Source organism: Paenibacillus sp. HGF5, assembly GCF_000204455.1.
Taxonomy (GTDB): domain Bacteria; phylum Bacillota; class Bacilli; order Paenibacillales; family Paenibacillaceae; genus Paenibacillus_AQ; species Paenibacillus_AQ lautus_A.
The window spans coordinates 1-17,365 of the sequence record NZ_AEXS01000030.1; the positions used below are offsets into that span (position 1 = coordinate 1).

13 protein-coding genes are annotated in these 17,365 nt (G+C 54.3%); 10 read left to right on the forward strand and 3 right to left on the reverse strand.

The window, feature by feature from the left end:
• The first annotated feature begins 9 nt into the window (after nucleotides 1-9).
• The 3 genes from HMPREF9412_RS05670 to HMPREF9412_RS05680 are packed head-to-tail and all read left to right on the forward strand — an operon-like array spanning nucleotide 10 to nucleotide 3,421.
• On the forward strand, nucleotides 10-1,425 hold the full coding sequence (locus tag HMPREF9412_RS05670) for a deoxyguanosinetriphosphate triphosphohydrolase family protein (protein ID WP_036671385.1): 1,416 nt from the start codon (nucleotides 10-12) through the stop codon (nucleotides 1,423-1,425).
• A gap of 24 nt (nucleotides 1,426-1,449) precedes the next feature.
• Nucleotides 1,450-2,391 (forward strand): LLM class flavin-dependent oxidoreductase, encoded by a 942-nt coding sequence (locus HMPREF9412_RS05675; protein WP_009590447.1) that lies wholly within the window; start codon nucleotides 1,450-1,452, stop codon nucleotides 2,389-2,391.
• Between the two features lie 49 nt (nucleotides 2,392-2,440).
• Nucleotides 2,441-3,421 (forward strand): TRM11 family SAM-dependent methyltransferase, encoded by a 981-nt coding sequence (locus tag HMPREF9412_RS05680; RefSeq protein WP_009590438.1) that lies wholly within the window; start codon nucleotides 2,441-2,443, stop codon nucleotides 3,419-3,421.
• Nucleotides 3,422-3,434: 13 nt separating this feature from the next.
• Here HMPREF9412_RS05680 and HMPREF9412_RS05685 read toward each other — a convergent pair whose 3' ends face one another.
• Together HMPREF9412_RS05685 and HMPREF9412_RS05690 are read right to left on the reverse strand one after the other, a co-directional pair.
• The gene (locus HMPREF9412_RS05685; RefSeq protein ID WP_009590419.1) at nucleotides 3,435-3,746 is read right to left on the reverse strand and encodes an MGMT family protein; all 312 of its coding nucleotides are present in this window, start codon (nucleotides 3,744-3,746) and stop codon (nucleotides 3,435-3,437) included.
• 149 nt (nucleotides 3,747-3,895) lie between these two features.
• Nucleotides 3,896-4,849 (reverse strand): D-2-hydroxyacid dehydrogenase, encoded by a 954-nt coding sequence (locus tag HMPREF9412_RS05690; RefSeq protein WP_009590437.1) that lies wholly within the window; start codon nucleotides 4,847-4,849, stop codon nucleotides 3,896-3,898.
• A gap of 322 nt (nucleotides 4,850-5,171) precedes the next feature.
• Here HMPREF9412_RS05690 and thpR point away from each other — a divergent pair, with 322 nt between their 5' ends.
• The 3 genes from thpR to HMPREF9412_RS05705 all read left to right on the forward strand — a co-directional run bounded on the left by thpR (nucleotide 5,172) and on the right by HMPREF9412_RS05705 (nucleotide 7,449).
• A complete protein-coding gene (gene thpR / locus HMPREF9412_RS05695) occupies nucleotides 5,172-5,729 on the forward strand; it encodes an RNA 2',3'-cyclic phosphodiesterase (protein WP_036671389.1) in 558 nt (185 codons plus the stop codon).
• A 97-nt stretch (nucleotides 5,730-5,826) separates the two neighbouring features.
• On the forward strand, nucleotides 5,827-6,723 hold the full coding sequence (locus tag HMPREF9412_RS05700; protein WP_009590448.1) for a cell wall hydrolase: 897 nt from the start codon (nucleotides 5,827-5,829) through the stop codon (nucleotides 6,721-6,723).
• A gap of 42 nt (nucleotides 6,724-6,765) precedes the next feature.
• Nucleotides 6,766-7,449 (forward strand): metal-dependent hydrolase, encoded by a 684-nt coding sequence (locus HMPREF9412_RS05705; protein WP_009590424.1) that lies wholly within the window; start codon nucleotides 6,766-6,768, stop codon nucleotides 7,447-7,449.
• A gap of 98 nt (nucleotides 7,450-7,547) precedes the next feature.
• On the opposite strand, the gene HMPREF9412_RS05710 is transcribed toward HMPREF9412_RS05705, so the two are convergent.
• Nucleotides 7,548-8,723 (reverse strand): UDP-N-acetylglucosamine--LPS N-acetylglucosamine transferase, encoded by a 1,176-nt coding sequence (locus tag HMPREF9412_RS05710; protein ID WP_009590429.1) that lies wholly within the window; start codon nucleotides 8,721-8,723, stop codon nucleotides 7,548-7,550.
• Between the two features lie 326 nt (nucleotides 8,724-9,049).
• Here HMPREF9412_RS05710 and HMPREF9412_RS05720 point away from each other — a divergent pair, with 326 nt between their 5' ends.
• The 4 genes from HMPREF9412_RS05720 to gltB all read left to right on the forward strand — a co-directional run bounded on the left by HMPREF9412_RS05720 (nucleotide 9,050) and on the right by gltB (nucleotide 17,338).
• Nucleotides 9,050-9,631 (forward strand): TetR/AcrR family transcriptional regulator, encoded by a 582-nt coding sequence (locus HMPREF9412_RS05720; protein WP_009590436.1) that lies wholly within the window; start codon nucleotides 9,050-9,052, stop codon nucleotides 9,629-9,631.
• Between the two features lie 213 nt (nucleotides 9,632-9,844).
• The gene (locus HMPREF9412_RS05725; protein WP_009590445.1) at nucleotides 9,845-12,112 is read left to right on the forward strand and encodes a YhgE/Pip domain-containing protein; all 2,268 of its coding nucleotides are present in this window, start codon (nucleotides 9,845-9,847) and stop codon (nucleotides 12,110-12,112) included.
• Between the two features lie 77 nt (nucleotides 12,113-12,189).
• Nucleotides 12,190-12,477, forward strand: a complete 288-nt coding sequence (locus HMPREF9412_RS05730; protein WP_009590431.1) for a hypothetical protein — start codon at nucleotides 12,190-12,192, stop codon at nucleotides 12,475-12,477.
• Between the two features lie 265 nt (nucleotides 12,478-12,742).
• A complete protein-coding gene (gene gltB / locus HMPREF9412_RS05735; RefSeq protein WP_036671394.1) occupies nucleotides 12,743-17,338 on the forward strand; it encodes a glutamate synthase large subunit in 4,596 nt (1,531 codons plus the stop codon).
• Nucleotides 17,339-17,365 lie beyond the last annotated feature (27 nt).

Sequence of the window (17,365 nt, forward strand, 5' to 3'; positions counted from 1 at the left end):
GTGGGACAAATGACACTGAAGGAGCTTAGAGAGCATCGCCAATATCCGGAGCAAACGAAGTCGGATGCTTCGCGCGCGGTATACGAGCGGGATTATTCGCGCCTGATCCATTCGCCGACGTTCCGCAGGCTGCAAGGAAAATCGCAGGTATTCGGCGCCGGCACCGGCGATTACTACCGGACGCGCTTAACGCATTCGCTTGAGGTGGCGCAGATTGCGAGAGAAGCGGCACGGAGCCTGACGCGCCTTTATCCCGAAGTGCTGCCGGAGCAGGCCGAGAACGCAGGGCTGATGATTGATCCCGAGGTGGTGGAATGCGCGGCGATCGCCCATGATTTCGGGCATCCTCCGTTCGGCCACAAGGGCGAAGAGGTGCTCCAGGGCATTCTGGAGAAACTCATTGACCGCAGGACCGAGAAGGAGCTGACGCGCCAGCCCGGCACGCCGACACCGGAGCAGGCGTCCGAGGTGCAGCAGGCCATGCGGCGCAAATATGAGCATTTTGAAGGGAACGCGCACAATTTCCGGCTGATCATGTTTTTGGAGAAAAGGGAGAACGTAAACGGCCTCAACCTGTCGGATGCGGTGCTGCTTGGCATCAACAAATATCCGTTTTCCGGCCTGGATAATCCCAAGGGGATGTATCGGCATGAGTGGGAATACATTTCCCATATCCGGAAGGAGTGGCAAATACCCGGCACGCACAGAACGCTGGAAGCGCAGCTTATGGATCTGTGCGATGACATCGCGTATTCCGCGCACGATCTGGAGGATGGCATCAAAGCCGGGAAGATTGAGGTGCACGAGCACTTTCTGCGGGACAGCCATCTCAACAAATTGATCGTGCAGAAGATCATGACGCTGGAAGACGAGGTGTGGAAGGGATGGACCAAGGAGCAGATCCAGCCGAAGGTGGATTTGGTGCTGGACGAGTTTCTGAAAATATGGAACGAAAAAATGCCGACCTGCGAGAATGATTATTCCCGTACCCGGCGCGAGGTCAAGGCCTACTGGGTCAGCCTGTTTGTGGGCAGCCTCGGCGTGATCGCGAACGGGGATTGGAAAAAGGTAACGTTTGTCAAAGACGGCGTCGAAGACGAGGATATGCTGCGTACCGTCAGCGTCCTGAAAAGTTTCGCCTGGGTGACCATGATTCGCGACCTGCGGGTTCAGCGCCTGCAGAAGCGCAGCGAATGGATCATCAAGCGCCTGTGGGATGCCTTTCTGGATCCTGTCGCTTCTACGGCGATCATTCCATCCGACTGGCTCCAGCGATACGAAGCGGACCAGAAGCGGTCGAATCCGATCTGGACGTGGGAGCATATGGTGATTGATTATATCGCAGGGATGACGGACGCTTTTGCCGAGAAAATCTATAACGAGTTGTATGGACTTAAGGTAGGTTCAATCTATGATTTGGATTAATAACGGCGATACAAGGGGGATGGCATGAATAGCCAATTGAAACTGAGTGTGCTTGATCTGGTTCCGCGTTGGGGAGAGAGCTCGTTCGAAGAAGCCTTACAGCAAGCGGTGATACTGGCGCAGTCTGCGGAACAATGGGGCTACGGGCGATACTGGGCAGCGGAGCATCATGATCTGGAGCACCTGTCCTGTGCGTCGCCCGAGATCCTGCTGTCCCATATCGGCGCCCGGACAACGCGCATCCGGCTTGGTTCCGGGGCCGTGCTGCTGCCCCATTACAGCCCGCTGAAGGTGGCGGAGAATTTCCGTATGCTGGCGGCGCTGTATCCCGGTCGCATCGATCTCGGGATCGGGCGGGCGCCGGGGGGTTCGGCCCATACGAGCATGGCGCTTAGCGGGAATTTCCTGGGGCATGTGGCGGATTTGCCGCAGCGGATTCGGGCTTTGACCGAACTGCTGGAGGACCGGTATCGCTACGACGATGTGCCGGTGGCAGCCAAACCGGTACCCACAGCGCAGCCGGTGATGTGGATGCTCGGCACGAATACGAAAAGTGCGGGGTATGCGGCCGAATTCGGGACGGGCTATGTATTCGGCCAGTTTATGAGCGATACGGACGGGGCGGAGATTCTCCGTTCTTACAGGGAAGGCTTTCAGCCAAGCGCTGATCTGAGAGAACCGCGTGCGATGGTGGCGGTGAGCGTGATTTGCGCGGAGACGGAGGAGCAAGCAAGAAAGCTGGCCGCGCAAATTCCACGGCCTGGGGAGAGCGACCTTCCTTCGGAACCGACGGATTCCGATTCTTCCGGTCCATCCCGGAGGCTAATCATCGGCACGCCTGCAAGCGTGCGAGATAAGCTGCAGTTGATGGCGGAAAAATACCGGTGCGACGAGTTCCTGGTCGTTACCCCCGTGAGCGATTACGATGCGCGGCTGGAATCGTATCGGCTGTTAATGGGGCAGTAGCGACTGCTGCACACTGCTGCACATATATAATAGAAGAGAGACGAAATACATGATGAATACGAACGACTTTGACATGACCTTCGGTCCGTCCTCCATGAGCGATATATCATCTTATCTGTATACGTATGCCTGTCATGAAACCGAGCGGGCGCTATGCTTGATGGAGCTGACGGAGCTGTTCGGTCAGGGGCCTGACGGAGCGGACTGGCTGGAAAGCGAGCGGCGGGTCGATCCGGATCGCAGCCCGTTCCTATCGGCCTGCCTTGACGTCAAGATGATTGGAGAATCCATCGAAAGCATCGCCGAGCAAGCAGGCCGCATTCAACTGAACCAAACGACCTTCAAAGTCGTCTGCCTTAAGGCGGGCGATCGTTTCAGCTATGATCAATTGCGCGGTTTCGAACGGATGGTAGGTGGCCGAATTGAAGGAACGGCGCAGATGAAATCTCCGGATGTCACGCTCGGTTTGATATCCCTAAACGGAATCTGGCGATTGGGGGTAATGCACGAGCCTGAACGTGCTTGGCTGGAGCATAAGCGGAAGCCGCAAAATTATTCGACAGGCCTCAGCTCAAGGGTGGCCAGGGCGCTGGTCAATCTGGCCGTTCCTCGGATAAGCGGTGCTACACTCCTGGATCCCTGCTGCGGAATGGGGAATGTATTGATCGAGGCATTCTCGATGGGAATCCCGGCCGAGGGCCGTGACATCAATCCGCTGGCGGTTCGCGGAGCGAGGGTGAATCTGCGGCACTACGGCTATGATGACAACAAAGTTGCCATCCAGGACATGAATACGCTGCACGGACATTATGATGCCGCTGTACTGGATTTGCCGTATAATCTATGTTCCGTTTTTCCGGAGGAAGAGCAGCTGCGCATGCTGAAAAGCTTACGCCGCTTGTCAGATCGCGCTGTCATCGTTAGTACGGAGCCGCTAAGAGAGCAGCTGACGGACACGGGGTGGAAGGTGCTTTCTCATTGCACGACCCGCAAGGGGAGCTTCGCAAGAGATATTTGGCTGTGCGTATAAACGGCTACCCGAATTATTCGGCAGGATCATATCGATACTTCTCCAAATCAATGATGCCTTTATGATTGACGGCAACGCCTTCGTCCTGCAGATACAGCTCCTGCATGAGCCTGGACTCGTCGTCTTGGATGGCGATTTCTCCTTTGGCGTTGACGACTCGATGCCACGGCAGCTTATGAATATGACTGAGGGTGTGAAGTATTCTGACGACCTGTCGGGCACCCCTGGGGCTGCCGGCCAGTCTGGCCACCTGTCCATAAGTCATCACGTATCCTTCCGGAATGCTCTGAATCACTTCAATGACGCGTTTTGTATACGGCTGCATTTATGTGTGCTCACTCCATTTTCCATATAAATAAAAAGGGCGTCCCGACAGGCATGGAAAACCTCGGGACGTTCCTTTTTTTGACAAGCTCCTTAAACCAACGCGTGGATCTAGATACGAAATGGTGCTTCACGACTTGTTGCCTGGTCTTAGTACGACTTGCTGTAATCGATCACATTGCGGGATAACGGCTCTCCGTTTACGTAGTGCTTTAAATTCTCCAGGAAAATATCCACGGCACGCTCGCCGTATCGATCCGTATCCCCTGCCATGTGAGGCGTCATGATGACGTTGTCCAGGTTCCATAGCGGATGGTCCGCAGGAAGCGGCTCTTCCTCGAAGACATCCAGTCCCGCGCCTGCCAAAGCTCCGGATTGCAGCGCTTGAACCATGTCGTCCGTGACCACGGTCTGGCCGCGGCCTACGTTCACGAAGAAGGCGGAGTCCTTCATCGCCGAGAATCTTGCCGTATTGAACAGTCCGCGGGTTTCATCGGTGAGCGGCAGGATATTGACGATATAATCGCCTTGCGCCAGTGCTTCATCGAGCTGATCGACCTTATACATCGATTCCACGTTAGGATCGGACTTGCCGGAGTTGCGGACCCCAACGGTCCGCATGCCGAACGCCTGGGCCACCCGTGCCGTATGGCTGCCGATTTGGCCGACGCCGACGATGACGATGGTTTTGCCAGCCAATTCCGTGAACGTGCCGGATGTATCCCACTTGTTGTTCGACTGCTGACGGATCGCCAGATGAAGGTTGCGGTTGAAGGCCAGGATCATCGCGAAAATATGCTCCGTGATCGGAACGCTATGTACGCCGCTGGCGTTGGTCAATTGAATGCCTTTTTCCTCAAGTTCCCGGAGCGGCATTTTATCTACCCCGGCCGACCAGGCTTGAATCCATTTGAGTTTACTGTCGGCGGACAGTACCTCCTCCTGCATGGAGCGTGACCAGCCGATCATGATGTCGGCATCCCGAACGATGCTTCCCGTCAGCTCTTTCGCTTTTGTCACCAATAGGTCATAGTCGGGGGCAATCTCCTTGATTTTTTGCTGCTGCTCGGCGGTTAAGTCGTGTATGGACAAGATGTTCGGCATGGTACTACCTCCTAAGGAATATGATGTTCAACCAGAATCATAGCGAAAATCTCTTAGGGAACATATTATCAGAAATCATCGCTTTGCGCATGAACGAACGGACGCGATTGGTAAATTTGTACATGAATTATTGTCCGATTTATGGTAAATTGAAGCTTCATCATATTTTTAGGCGAATTTGATGTACCCCTCATACTATTTTCAGATGTTCTTGCTCAAACTATAAACGAACCAGGAAAACATGGTGGCAGTGCTTAGACTGCTTGCGATAAAAGATGATTGGAAGGAAGTGTCGTAGTTGAGCCATTCGGCTGAGGGAGCTATGGATCGTTTGTTTGTTGCCGTGCGTCTGCCTTCGGAGGTCTCCTCCCGGATACAGGATTGGACGGAAACATTGAGGAAGCAAGCCAATTTCAAAAAATGGGTTCATCCGCAGGATTATCACATTACCTTACAGTTTCTGGGCGATACGCCCTCTCATCGCATAGCGGAGCTTACCGGTGCGCTCCAGGAAGTAGCCAAGGAACGCAAGCCCTTCAAGCTCAGTCTTTATGATGCCGGCGTGTTCGGGGCAAGCGGCTCCCCAAGGATTCTATGGGCTGGGGTCGGCGGGGATCTGGATGCGCTCGCTGAGCTGCAGCAATCGGTCGTGTCGCGGATGGAATCTTTTGGATTCGTCCCGGAGGAGCGCCCCTTTCGACCGCATATTACAGTTGGCCGGAAATTTCAAGGAAATCAAACATTTTCTATGGATGTTATCGGAAAAGGACCCGAACCTATCCAGTGGGACGTGCTAGAAATGGTTCTTTTTCGAACAAATTTACATGCGAGCCCAATGTACGAAACCGTAGGTGTGGCGCGGCTTTCGACCATTTTTTGAAATTGAAAATAGAATGTTCATAAAATTACCATGTTTTCAACGCCTAAAAATGTGGTTACATAGTGTAGAAATGTGCCGACATCATAGGAGGAAAAATATGGTTATGAAAGTGCTACGGCAAAATCGCTGGGTTGCGCTGCTCATCGGAGCGCTCTTTGTGAGTTTGTCTCTTATAAGTTTGCTTGGAATGCAATCGAAAACGACGGAAGGGAAAGAGCCAAAGCAGGACATGCCCAAATTTGTAACGGCTGCTCCGGTTCCGGAAGGCGACCCTGATCACTACGTTAAAGCTGAGAGTAGGCAGCAGGATAGGGAACCTGTCAACATTTTGTCTTCAATTGTTTTCCAAGAGTGGAATAAGCCGGGGAGCAAGGTTCATGCTTTTTCAAACGCAAAAGGCATTGGTTTAGCCTCCGGGAAGATCGACTCGAAAGCATCATTGAAGACTGCAGATGAGAAGAAGAAAGCAACCAAATCTCAGGCTGCGGACGGGAAACCGGCAAAACAAAAGGGGACTCATGTCGTCAAATCCAAGGCGGAAAGCCTATCACCCCCCACAACTTTATTCTTCACAAGAACAAATACGTTAACCCAGGACCAAAAAGACAAAGCGACCTGGACCTATGATTTGTCAGCTGAAGAACTGCTTCTGCTCCAGAAGATTGTCATGGCAGAGGCGGAAGGCGAACCGTACGAAGGCAAGGTGGCAGTTGCCAACGTTGTCTTAAACCGGCTGCGGTCAGCCAATTTTCCCGATACGATTACCGATGTCATCTATCAAAAGCATCAATTTAGTCCTGTAGCGAACGGGCGTCTTAAACGTGTCCAGCCGAACGAAGAGACGATTAAGTCCGTGAATGCGGCGCTTCATGGCCAAAAAGAGGTGAAGGACGATACGTACTTCTTCCTGTCCTTGAAGCTGGCTCAGGATCTCACGGTGCATCATTCCAGGACTTTTGTTAAAAAAATAGGAAATCACTCTTTTTACAAGTAGTGCCCATAAGGGTAAACTAGGATGTAGGAGGTGTGTTTAACCATGAATATTACGTATTATGGCCATTCCAGCATATTGGTGGAGGAAGGCGGCGTTCGTGTCATCATCGACCCGTTGCTGTCCGGTAATCCGGGTTCCGGCATCGAACCCAGTGACGTGAAAGTGGATGCAGTGGTTCTGACGCATGGGCACTCCGACCACTTTGGCGACTGCATCGAAATTGCGAAGCAGAATGATTGTCCGATTATCGCCGTGTACGAACTCGCCGTGTATTGCGGCCAGCAGGGAGCCAAATCCCATGGAATGAATATCGGCGGAAGCGCGCAGTTCGACGGTTTTAAGGTGAAGTTTACCCCGGCCTTTCACTCTTCCTCCGTCTCGGTGGGGGATACCTGGATCTATGCGGGGCAGCCTGGAGGCGTCATTCTGACTATGGGCGGAAAAACGTTCTATCATGCTGGCGACACAAGTTTGTTCGGCGATATGCGCCTGATCGGAGAGATGAACGACATCGATGCAGCCGCGCTGCCGATCGGGGATATGTTGACGATGGGCCCGCAGGACGCCCTGCTGGCCGCACAGTGGATTCGTGCGAAGCATGTCATCCCGGTGCACTACGACACGTTCCCGGGCATTAAACAGGATGCAAGGGCCTTCTGCGACGAACTGGCCCAAACGGGCATTCAGGGTCATCCGTTGAAAGCAGGAGAAACGCTGGAAATATAGATCGATTTATACTTAAAAAAGCTTCCCTGTCACATAGGACAGGGAAGCTTTTTGGTAGAGAATAAGTTCATAAGCGCGTGCTTGAAACAGGATACATATTAGGGCTGGTCCGCCAATATCTTGACGACATCTTCGGGATAAACGGGTATGCGTCCTTCGGTCAGCAATCCCATCACCTGGCCGGCGCAGTGGTCGGGCTCCAGATGCGGCGTTCGCTGCCGGACCGCTCCGTTACGCTTCTTCTCCACCTGGTCATGATGGTCGGACAGCAGGTTCAGCCACTTGTCGATCACGGCAGGGGAGTCGAGAATTTCCCCGTAGCCTTCGCTGACAAAGAAGTGGGAGTTCACTTCTTCCTGTCCCGGGATAGGCTCATAGAACAGCATCGGAATTCCCTTGGCGGCTCCTTCCGTGCATGTCATCCCGCCGGGCTTCGTAATGAGAAGATCGGACACGTCCATCAGTTTATGTATATCGTCCCGATAACCGAGAACATGAATGTTGGGATGCTGGAAGATCGGATCTTCGCGCATGCTGGCAACCAGCTTATCGTTCTGTCCCATACAGAAGACCAGCTGGATATCATCGGCCCTGGCGGCCAGCTTGCTGAGCAGCTCCTTGTTGAATACGAGGCCCCATCCGCCTCCCATGATCAGCACGGTAGGCATGTTCTTTAATTCAAGCTCGGCCTGCAGCGCCACCCGGCTGGCTCTTTCCCAGAACTTCGGATGCACCGGAATGCCGGTCACATGGATGAATTCCGGCTCAATATCCCGCAGCATGAGCATTTTTTTCACATGAGGCGTCGATACGAGATATTCATCCACTTCCGGATTAACCCAGGTGCCGTGCGCATCATAGTCGGTAATCAGCGTATAAAGCGGAACATCAAGCCCCTGGCGCTTCAGGCGGGAGACCACGGCGTTGGGGAACGGGTGGGTGCATATGATCAGATCCGGTTTCAATTCCTCGATGACCCGCTGGGCCTGCGCATAGAAAATCCGATGCAGCGCGAGCCGCGTCAGACGGTTTAACGATTTCTTATATTGCGAACGGTACAGCATGCCGACAAGGCGCGGCCGGGTGCTGACGGTTTTTCGATAAGCGGACAAGATTAACGGCCCCACGGTGGGATTTAAAAAATTGCCAAGTTCAATGACGCGGCAGTGGATCCGGGGATTCATCCGCTGTATACCTTCAGCCAGCGCATACGCAGCTTGCGTATGTCCTGTGCCGAAACCCTCTGAGAAGAGGAGCACTCTTGTATATCGCATGGTTTCACCTACTTCTTTCTCCCTCTATCTTACAAAACAGGAATCATTTTTTGAAGAGCGGCGCGAAAAAAAAGAGTATGCATCCTAAGTATACGCGCAAAAGGGAAAAGCATTTCAATTATTTTACCGGCGGACTTTTTCTTTCATTAGACGTTATGATAAGATTTGAACCCTGCATCCGCATTTTCAAAAAAATTTAACGAAAGATATTGCAACGCATCCGATAATCTGGTAAAGTGATTTTTGACCGAATGACCAGAATTGTATTTTGGTCAGTTTCGAAAGAAAAGGCCAATCAAAAGAAGATCGTAGAAGGAGGGGTAAGCATGCCAGCTGTGGACCGACGGAAGCAGGTGCTAGATGCTGCCTCCAAGTCGTTTGCTTTGTTCGGATACAAAGCGACGACGATGGAACAGGTGGCGAAGATTGCGAATGTTGGGAAAGGCACGATCTACACGTTTTTCACGAATAAGGATGAGCTGTTCGACGAGATCCTGCTATCGGCCATCATGGAGATGAAGCGTCTGGCCGAACGGGAGATACGGAAGGACAGGGATTTCTTTGACAATCTCTACCGGGTGCTGGATGCGCTGCTTGAATTCCGAAGCGAGCATGAGCTGTTCATCAAGCTGTCGCAGGAAGTTCGGGACATCGGCACGCCGAAGGCGCATGAGGGATTGACGAAAGTGGAGAACGGAATCGTCGGGTATCTCAAGGGAATCGTGGAGAATGCCATGTCGATCGGTGAGATCAAGCCGCTGGATGCTCAGGTGGTATCCTTTGTGATGCTGAAGCTGTACGTTGCCCTCACGACCGACTTCAATCAGCTTCACAAGCCGCTCAGCAAGGAACAGATCAAGGAATATATGATGGTGTTCTTGGCTGACGGGCTCAAAGCCTCCTCGTAAGAGGAAGATGCAATCTCCTTCGTGATGAGGAAGGCGGACTCTCTTGGCTTGAGGGATCGCCTTCCTTGCCAGGGATCGTTTTTTTTTGGTCTAAACTGACCAAATGAGCATATTGGTCATTGTGTACTGGAATGAAGATGTGATCTGCCGTAAGAGCAGATTCATGTCGGCTGGTAAGCTGCTGTATCTAGATAAAAAAAGGAGAGAGACTGGATGAAGTCATTATCTGTGTTTGCCAAAGATCTTGGCGCCGCCGTTCGGAATAAAAAAATATTGATTCCGATCATCGCGGTGCTGTTCATACCGGTCATGTACAGCGGTATGTTCCTCGGGGCCTTCTGGGACCCGTACGGAAAGATGGAGGATTTGCCCGTTGCGGTCGTCAATAACGACCAGGGCGCCGTTTTTGAAGGAAAGAGGCTTCACGCCGGCGAGGATTTGGTGGCCGAGCTGAAGAAGGGAAAAGATTTTAATTGGCAGTTCGTTAACCGGAGTGAAGCTGAGCAGGGCATGCAGGATAACAAATACTACATGACCATTAGCATTCCGGAAAACTTCTCGCAGCAGGCGACGACTTTAATGGATGAACATCCGCAGCCTGCGCAAATCGTATTCGAGCCGAACGAAGGCTACAACTTCCTTGCTGCCCAGATCGGCGGATCTGCCGTGAAGCAGATTCAGTCCAAGGTGTCGGCGAAAGTGACGGAAGCCTACACGGAAACCCTGTTCGATCAAGTGGCCAAAGTATCTGACGGCCTAAGCGAAGCGGGGGACGGCGCCACGAAGCTGTCCGAAGGTGCCGTGAAGCTGGACGACGGCGCGGTGAAGCTGAAAGAGAATCTGGCTAAACTCGTCAGCGGCACGCAGGAGCTGCAGGACGGCATCGCGCCATTGACGCAGGGCGTGCAGGAGCTGAATAGCGGTGCAGGCAAGCTGAACGCGGGAGCGGGCACCCTCGCCTCCGGCTTGGATCAGCTTAAGGCGGCTCACAGCCAGCTGCAAGCAGGGGCTGAAGAGGCCGGCAAGGGCGGCGCCAAGCTGCAGGCGGGCATTGAATCGGCCGCAGCCGGCAGCACGGCGCTGAATGAAGGCCTGCAAGCCAACCAGGCAGGGGCAGCCCAGCTTGCCGCTGGCGCGAAGAGCGCTCATGATGGCAGCGGCAGCCTGAAGGCCGGCCTGAATCAATCGCTGGAAGCCACGGCTGCGCTGGAGCAAGGCGCAAAGGCCGTTGCGGCCGGCCTGAAGCAGCTGGCCGAAGGCAATCCGGAGCTGGCGCAAAGTCCGGAGGTGCAGCAGCTGCTGGCCGCGAGCCAGTCCGTCGCCTCCGGCACGAGTGAACTGAATGCCGGTCAGAAGCAGCTGGCGCAAGGCGCAGCTGAGCTGAATCAAGGCACGCAGCAGCTGCAGGAAGGCGCAGGCAAGCTGAGCGCCGGCGCGAACCAGCTCGCAGATGGCGGCAAACAGCTCGCCGCGGGCGGCCAAGAGCTGCTGGCAGGCGCCAAACAGCTGAACGCCGGCCAAAATCAATTGGCCGACGGCATGAAGCTGTTCGGCACGAAGCTGAGCGAAGCGGCAGCCGGCGGCAAGGAGCTTGCCAGCGGAGCAGCGACCCTGTCGCAAGGCACGCAGCAGCTGGCAGGCGGAGCCGGTAAGCTGGGAAGCGGCGTAACGACCCTCGCCGACGGCTCGAAACAGCTGGATTCCGGGGCTGGCGAGCTGGTCAACGGTATGAACGAATTGAAGGAAGGCAGCGGGGAGCTTGCAGGCAAGCTGAACGAGGCTGCCGACAAGACTGGCGGTATCCAAACCACCGACGAGACGGTCACGATGTTTGCCGGACCGGTACAGGTGGATGAGCATAAAGTGAACGAAGTACCGAACTACGGTACCGGATTCGCGCCATACTTCCTGTCGCTCGGCTTGTTTGTCGGAGCCCTGCTCTGCACGATTATTCTGCCGATCCGCGAGGCATCGGTACCAAACGCATCGGGCTGGAACCGGTTTGTCAGCCGTACGCTGTCCTTTGCCGGCATGGGATTGATCCAAGCGCTGCTGGCTTCGGTTGTCATGCTGTACGGATTGAAGCTTGAGGTTCAGAGCGTTCCGCTCTTCTATCTTTTCTCCATCATTACCAGCTTGTCGTTCATGTTCCTGGTGCAAATGTTCGTCACATGGCTGGATCAGCCTGGACGCTTCGTCGTCATCGTAATCCTGATCCTTCAATTGACAACGAGCGCAGGCACGTTCCCGGTAGAGCTGATTCCGAACTGGATGAAGGCTTTGAATCCGCTGCTGCCGATGACCTACAGCGTAAAAGGCTACAAAGACGTCATTTCCACGGGAAGCTTCGACGGCATGTGGGCCAACGTGGGCGTACTGGCCGGATTCGGTCTGGTGTTCCTGGTGTTGACCGCCGTGTACTTCCTGGCAATCCGAAACAACAAGCAAGCTGCAGACGCCGATACAGCGGTGACTGCATAAGAAGAGCTTCTATATAATATGTAAGGAAAAGGACTTCCCCGAAGGATCGAACGGATCCAGGGGAGGTCCTTTTTTTGATGAGCCGATATAACGTGGCGACCATCGATGCGATAGCCGGTATGTTGCGTCAAGGTTCATCGGCTCCCCTCAACCTGCTGCTGGAAATATTCCCGAGAACCGATCATGAAGGAGCTTCATTTTATATAGGATGGATGGTCAGGATGACCCACGGCTTCACTGCCGGAGAGAGAGTGAGCGGCCAAAGCGGAGCGATTTGGTCACGAATCACGAAAAATGTGATGAAAACCGCTTGTTCGGAATGTTCTATTTGCATGTTTTTTTGCACTATTCTACATAATATTTAACTATCTTTTGTGATTACTCTCACAAAAACAATTCTTATCAAATTCATAAAAACTTTGAATTGCCTGCATTGTATGACGGTGATAAAATATATATTACTAATTAATCTTACGTGTTAGGTAAATGTTAACCCTTGTCGCTTTTGCACAATACTGCATCGCCTCAAGACAGTGTGTCCACTGCAGGAGAGGATTGATGTCCAACCTTTACGTTTTTCTGTTATTGATCAGCAGCATTTTATTCTATAAAAAAGAAAGGTTGCATCTTATGAAACATACTGATTTTCCCCAGAAACAGGGCCTCTATGATCCGCAGTTCGAAAAAGATGCTTGCGGTATGGGTTTCGTTGCCCATATCAAGGGTAAGCCATCCCATGAAATCGTCAGCAGCGCGCTGACCATGCTTGCCAATATGGAGCATCGCGGCGGTCAGGGCAGCGAGCCGAACTCCGGCGACGGTGCGGGGATCATGTTGCAAATTCCTCATACCTTCTTTGCTGCCGAAGCGGCGAAACTGGGCTTTGAGCTTCCCGAAGCCGGGCATTACGGTGCAGGCATGCTGTTCCTTTCCCATGATCCTGCCGTCCGTTCGGCACATGAGGAGCAGTTGGCTTCGATTATTGCCGAAGAAGGCCAGACCCTGCTTGGCTTCCGCGATGTACCCACCCATGATGAAATGCTGGGCAAGTCCGCAAAAGCGGCAAAGCCGTATGTCCGCCAAGTGTTCATCGGACGCAGCGCCGACATTCAGGATGATCTCTCGTTCGAGCGCAAGCTGTATGTCATCCGCCGCCGCGCCGAGCTGGCGATCCGTTACAGCGGCAAGCCCGAAGGCGACAGCTTCTACGTATCCAGCCTTTCCTGCCGAAAAATCGTATATAAGGGCATGTTGACGACGGAGCAGGTGGGGGAATTTTACCTGGACCTGCAGGATGAGGGCTTGGAATCGGCGATTGCGCTCATTCACTCCCGTTTCAGCACGAATACGTTCCCGAGCTGGGAGCGTGCGCATCCGTACCGTTTCATGATTCACAACGGCGAAATCAATACGCTGCGCGGAAATGTGAACTGGATGCACGCGCGCCAGTCCATGTTCGAGCATGAGCTGTTCGGAAGCGATCTGAAGAAGGTGAAACCTGTCATCAACCCGGACGGTTCCGATACCGGGATGTTTGATAATACATTTGAATTCCTGTACCTCAGCGGTCGTTCTCTGCCGCACGTGGCCATGATGATGGTTCCCGAGCCGTGGAGCAACCATGAGAGCATGGATAAGACCAAAAAAGCATTCTACGAATACCACAGCACGCTGATGGAGCCATGGGACGGACCAGCGGCGATGGCATTCACGGACGGCGTTCAGATCGGCGCCACCCTGGACCGGAACGGGCTGCGCCCATCCCGTTATTACGTGACGAAGGATGATTTGATCATCCTGTCTTCCGAAGCGGGCGTTCTGGACGTTGCGCCGGAAAATGTGCTGTACAAGGATCGCTTGCGTCCTGGACGCATGCTGCTTGTCGACACGAAGGAAGGCCGTATCATTTCCGACGAGGAAGTCAAAGCCAGCATCGCGGCGGAGCTTCCATATTCCGAATGGCTGGATGAGCATCTGGTAGAGCTGCATGATCTTCCTGATGCGCCGGAACTTCCGGATCCGAAGCATGAGAATGTGCGTCAGCTCCAGCAAGCGTTCGGCTACACGTACGAGGAACTGCGCAAAGTGATCGAGCCGATGGCGATCACGGGCGCCGAAGCGATCGCTTCCATGGGATATGACGCACCGCTTGCGGTGCTGTCCGACCGCCCGCAGCGGCTGTTCAACTACTTCAAGCAGATGTTCGCCCAAGTGACGAATCCGCCGATCGATGCGATCCGCGAGGAGCTGGTCACTTCGACGGCGACGACGATCGGCCCGGAGCGCAATCTGCTGAAGCCTGAACCGGAAAGCTGCCGCCACATCCGCCTGGATTCGCCGGTGCTGTCCAACGAAGAGTTTGCGAAGCTGCGTCATGTCCGCCGTCCGGGCTTCAAGTCCATGACGATTCCGATTTTCTTCCCGGCGGCCGAAGGAGCCGAAGGGCTTCGCAAGGCGATCGACACCCTCTGCGAAGCCGCGGACCGAGTCATCACCAAGGGGCATAACATCTTGATCCTGTCCGACCGCGGCGTGGATAAGGACAATGCGGCGATTCCTTCGCTGCTAGCCGTTTCGTCGCTACATCATCACCTGATTCGTCAGGGAACCCGGACCAAGGTGGCGATCCTGCTTGAATCCGGCGAGCCTCGCGAAGTGCATCATTACGCACTGCTGCTCGGTTACGGCGTGAGCGCGGTCAACCCGTATCTTGCGTTCGAAACGCTGGACGACATGATTCAGGAAGGCATGCTTCGCGGCATCTCGCATGAGAAGGCTGTGAAAAATTACATTAAAGCGGCAAGCAAAAGCGTTGTGAAAGTGTTGTCGAAGATGGGGATCTCCACGATTCAGTCCTATCGCGGCGCACAAATCTTTGAGGCCGTCGGCCTGAAGGAAGATTTCGTGGAGAGCTACTTCACGCGGACGCCGTCCCGCATCGGCGGCATCGGTCTGGAGGAAGTGGCCAGGGAAACGCTGGCCCATCACGAGCGTGCCTTTACCGACAAGGACGGCAACGATAAAGCGCTGGATTCAGCCGGCGAATACCAATGGAGAGCGGACGGGGAAGAGCATTTGTTCAATCCGAGAACCATCCATTTGCTGCAGCAGGCCGTCCGGACCAATGACTACGCAACTTACAAGAAATACGCTGAGCTCGTGCAGGGTGAGAATGAGCAGCATCTGACGCTTCGCGCCCTGCTCAAAATCAAGCCGGCCGGCAAACCGGTGCCGCTCGATGAGGTTGAATCTGTGGCATCCATCATGCGCCGATTCAAAACAGGTGCGATGTCCTTCGGATCCATCAGCAAGGAAGCGCATGAAAGCCTCGCGATCGGGATGAACCGCATCGGCGGCAAGAGCAACACGGGTGAAGGCGGAGAGGATCCGGCCCGCTTCATTCCGGATGCCAACGGCGATTCCCGCCGAAGTGCCATCAAGCAGGTGGCGTCGGGACGTTTCGGCGTCACCTCCAATTACCTGGTGAATGCGGACGAAATCCAGATCAAGATGGCGCAGGGAGCGAAGCCGGGTGAAGGCGGACAGCTGCCGGGCCGCAAGGTATACCCTTGGGTGGCCGAGGTCCGCGGTTCGACGCCGGGTGTAGGGCTGATCTCGCCGCCGCCTCATCATGATATTTACTCCATCGAGGATTTGGCGGAGTTGATCTATGACTTGAAAAATTCCAATCCGCGCGCGGATATCAACGTGAAGCTCGTATCCGAAGTGGGCGTAGGCACGATTGCCGCAGGCGTTGCGAAGGGCCGCGCGGACATCATCCTGATCAGCGGCTACGATGGCGGCACGGGTGCTTCGCCGCAAGGCTCCATCCGTCATGCAGGCATGCCATGGGAGCTTGGCCTGGCCGAGACCCATCAAACCCTCATCATGAACAATCTGCGTGACCGCGTGGTGCTGGAGACCGACGGCAAAATGCTGAACGGGCGCGATTTGGTGGTGGCGGCACTTCTAGGAGCCGAAGAGTATGGATTCTCAACGGCACCATTGATTGCCGTCGGGTGCATTATGATGCGCGTCTGCCAAATGGACACCTGCCCGGTTGGCGTAGCCACGCAGAATCCGGAGCTGCGCAAGAACTTTACGGGGGATCCGGAGCATGTCGCCAACTTTATGCGCTTTGTCGCTCAAGACATGCGCGAGCTGATGGCTGAGCTTGGCTTCCGTACGATAAACGAGATGATTGGTCGTACGGATTGCCTGGATGCCGTCACAGCGGATCATCACTGGAAGAAGAAAGGCGTGGATATTTCGGCATTGCTGTATACGCCGGAGCTTCCGGAGGGCAGCACGCCTTATCGTACCCAAAGACAGAATCATGGTCTGGAACAGACGCTGGATATGCGTTCGCTGCTTAGCACCGCCGTGCCGGCATTGGAATCGGGAGCTGCTGTGGAGGGCACCTTCCCGATCACGAACGTGGACCGTGCCGTGGGAACCATCCTGGGAAGCGAGGTCACGCGCAAGTACGGTGCTGCCGGATTGCCGGAAGACACCATTCAATTCAACTTCGTGGGTTCCGCAGGGCAGAGCTTCGGCGCATTTGTGCCGAAAGGGATGACGCTGACGGTTGAAGGAGATGCCAACGACTATATCGGTAAAGGACTTTCCGGCGGCAAGCTGATCGTAAAGCCTTCACCTAAAGCAACCTTCAAAGCCGAGGAGAACATTATTGCGGGGAATACCGCATTCTATGGGGCTACAGGCGGAGAAGCCTATGTAAGAGGCATTGCCGGCGAGCGTTTTGCCGTTCGTAATTCGGGCGCGAGCATCGTCGTCGAAGGCGTCGGCGATCATGGATGCGAATATATGACCGGCGGCCGGGTGGTCGTTCTCGGAGAAACCGGACGCAACTTCGCGGCCGGGATGTCCGGTGGCATAGCCTACGTCTATGATCCTGAGGGTATCTTCGTGGATCGCTGCAATTTGGAGATGGTGCTTCTGGAACGGGTCGAGGATGGAACGGAAGCGGAAGCCCTCCACCGTCTTGTCCGGCAGCATGAGCAGTATACCGGCAGCGTACCGGCACAGCAAATTCTGGGAGACTGGGATCAAGCGCTCAGCCGCTTTGTCCGTATCATTCCGAAGGATTACAAACGCATGCTGCTGCATATCGAGAAGGTACAAGATCAAGGCCTGACGGGGGAAGCAGCGCTCCTCGCCGCCTTCGAGGCGAATATGAAAGAGCTGGCACGTACAGGGAACTAGTATAAAACGAATTACGGGAAACCACAT

Bases quoted from the DNA above. Each gene is read 5' to 3' on its own strand.
- HMPREF9412_RS05705 (WP_009590424.1), top strand. From the start codon at position 6,766: ATGAATATTACGTATTATGGCCATTCCAGCATATTGGTGGAGGAAGGC.
- HMPREF9412_RS05675 (WP_009590447.1), top strand. From the start codon at position 1,450: ATGAATAGCCAATTGAAACTGAGTGTGCTTGATCTGGTTCCGCGTTGG.
- HMPREF9412_RS05700 (WP_009590448.1), top strand. From the start codon at position 5,827: ATGGTTATGAAAGTGCTACGGCAAAATCGCTGGGTTGCGCTGCTCATC.
- HMPREF9412_RS05730 (WP_009590431.1), top strand. From the start codon at position 12,190: ATGAGCCGATATAACGTGGCGACCATCGATGCGATAGCCGGTATGTTG.
- HMPREF9412_RS05680 (WP_009590438.1), top strand. From the start codon at position 2,441: ATGATGAATACGAACGACTTTGACATGACCTTCGGTCCGTCCTCCATG.
- HMPREF9412_RS05690 (WP_009590437.1), bottom strand. From the start codon at position 4,849: ATGCCGAACATCTTGTCCATACACGACTTAACCGCCGAGCAGCAGCAA.
- gltB (WP_036671394.1), top strand. From the start codon at position 12,743: ATGAAACATACTGATTTTCCCCAGAAACAGGGCCTCTATGATCCGCAG.
- HMPREF9412_RS05670 (WP_036671385.1), top strand. From the start codon at position 10: ATGACACTGAAGGAGCTTAGAGAGCATCGCCAATATCCGGAGCAAACG.
- HMPREF9412_RS05710 (WP_009590429.1), bottom strand. From the start codon at position 8,723: ATGCGATATACAAGAGTGCTCCTCTTCTCAGAGGGTTTCGGCACAGGA.
- HMPREF9412_RS05720 (WP_009590436.1), top strand. From the start codon at position 9,050: ATGCCAGCTGTGGACCGACGGAAGCAGGTGCTAGATGCTGCCTCCAAG.
- HMPREF9412_RS05685 (WP_009590419.1), bottom strand. From the start codon at position 3,746: ATGCAGCCGTATACAAAACGCGTCATTGAAGTGATTCAGAGCATTCCG.
- thpR (WP_036671389.1), top strand. From the start codon at position 5,172: ATGGATCGTTTGTTTGTTGCCGTGCGTCTGCCTTCGGAGGTCTCCTCC.
- HMPREF9412_RS05725 (WP_009590445.1), top strand. From the start codon at position 9,845: ATGAAGTCATTATCTGTGTTTGCCAAAGATCTTGGCGCCGCCGTTCGG.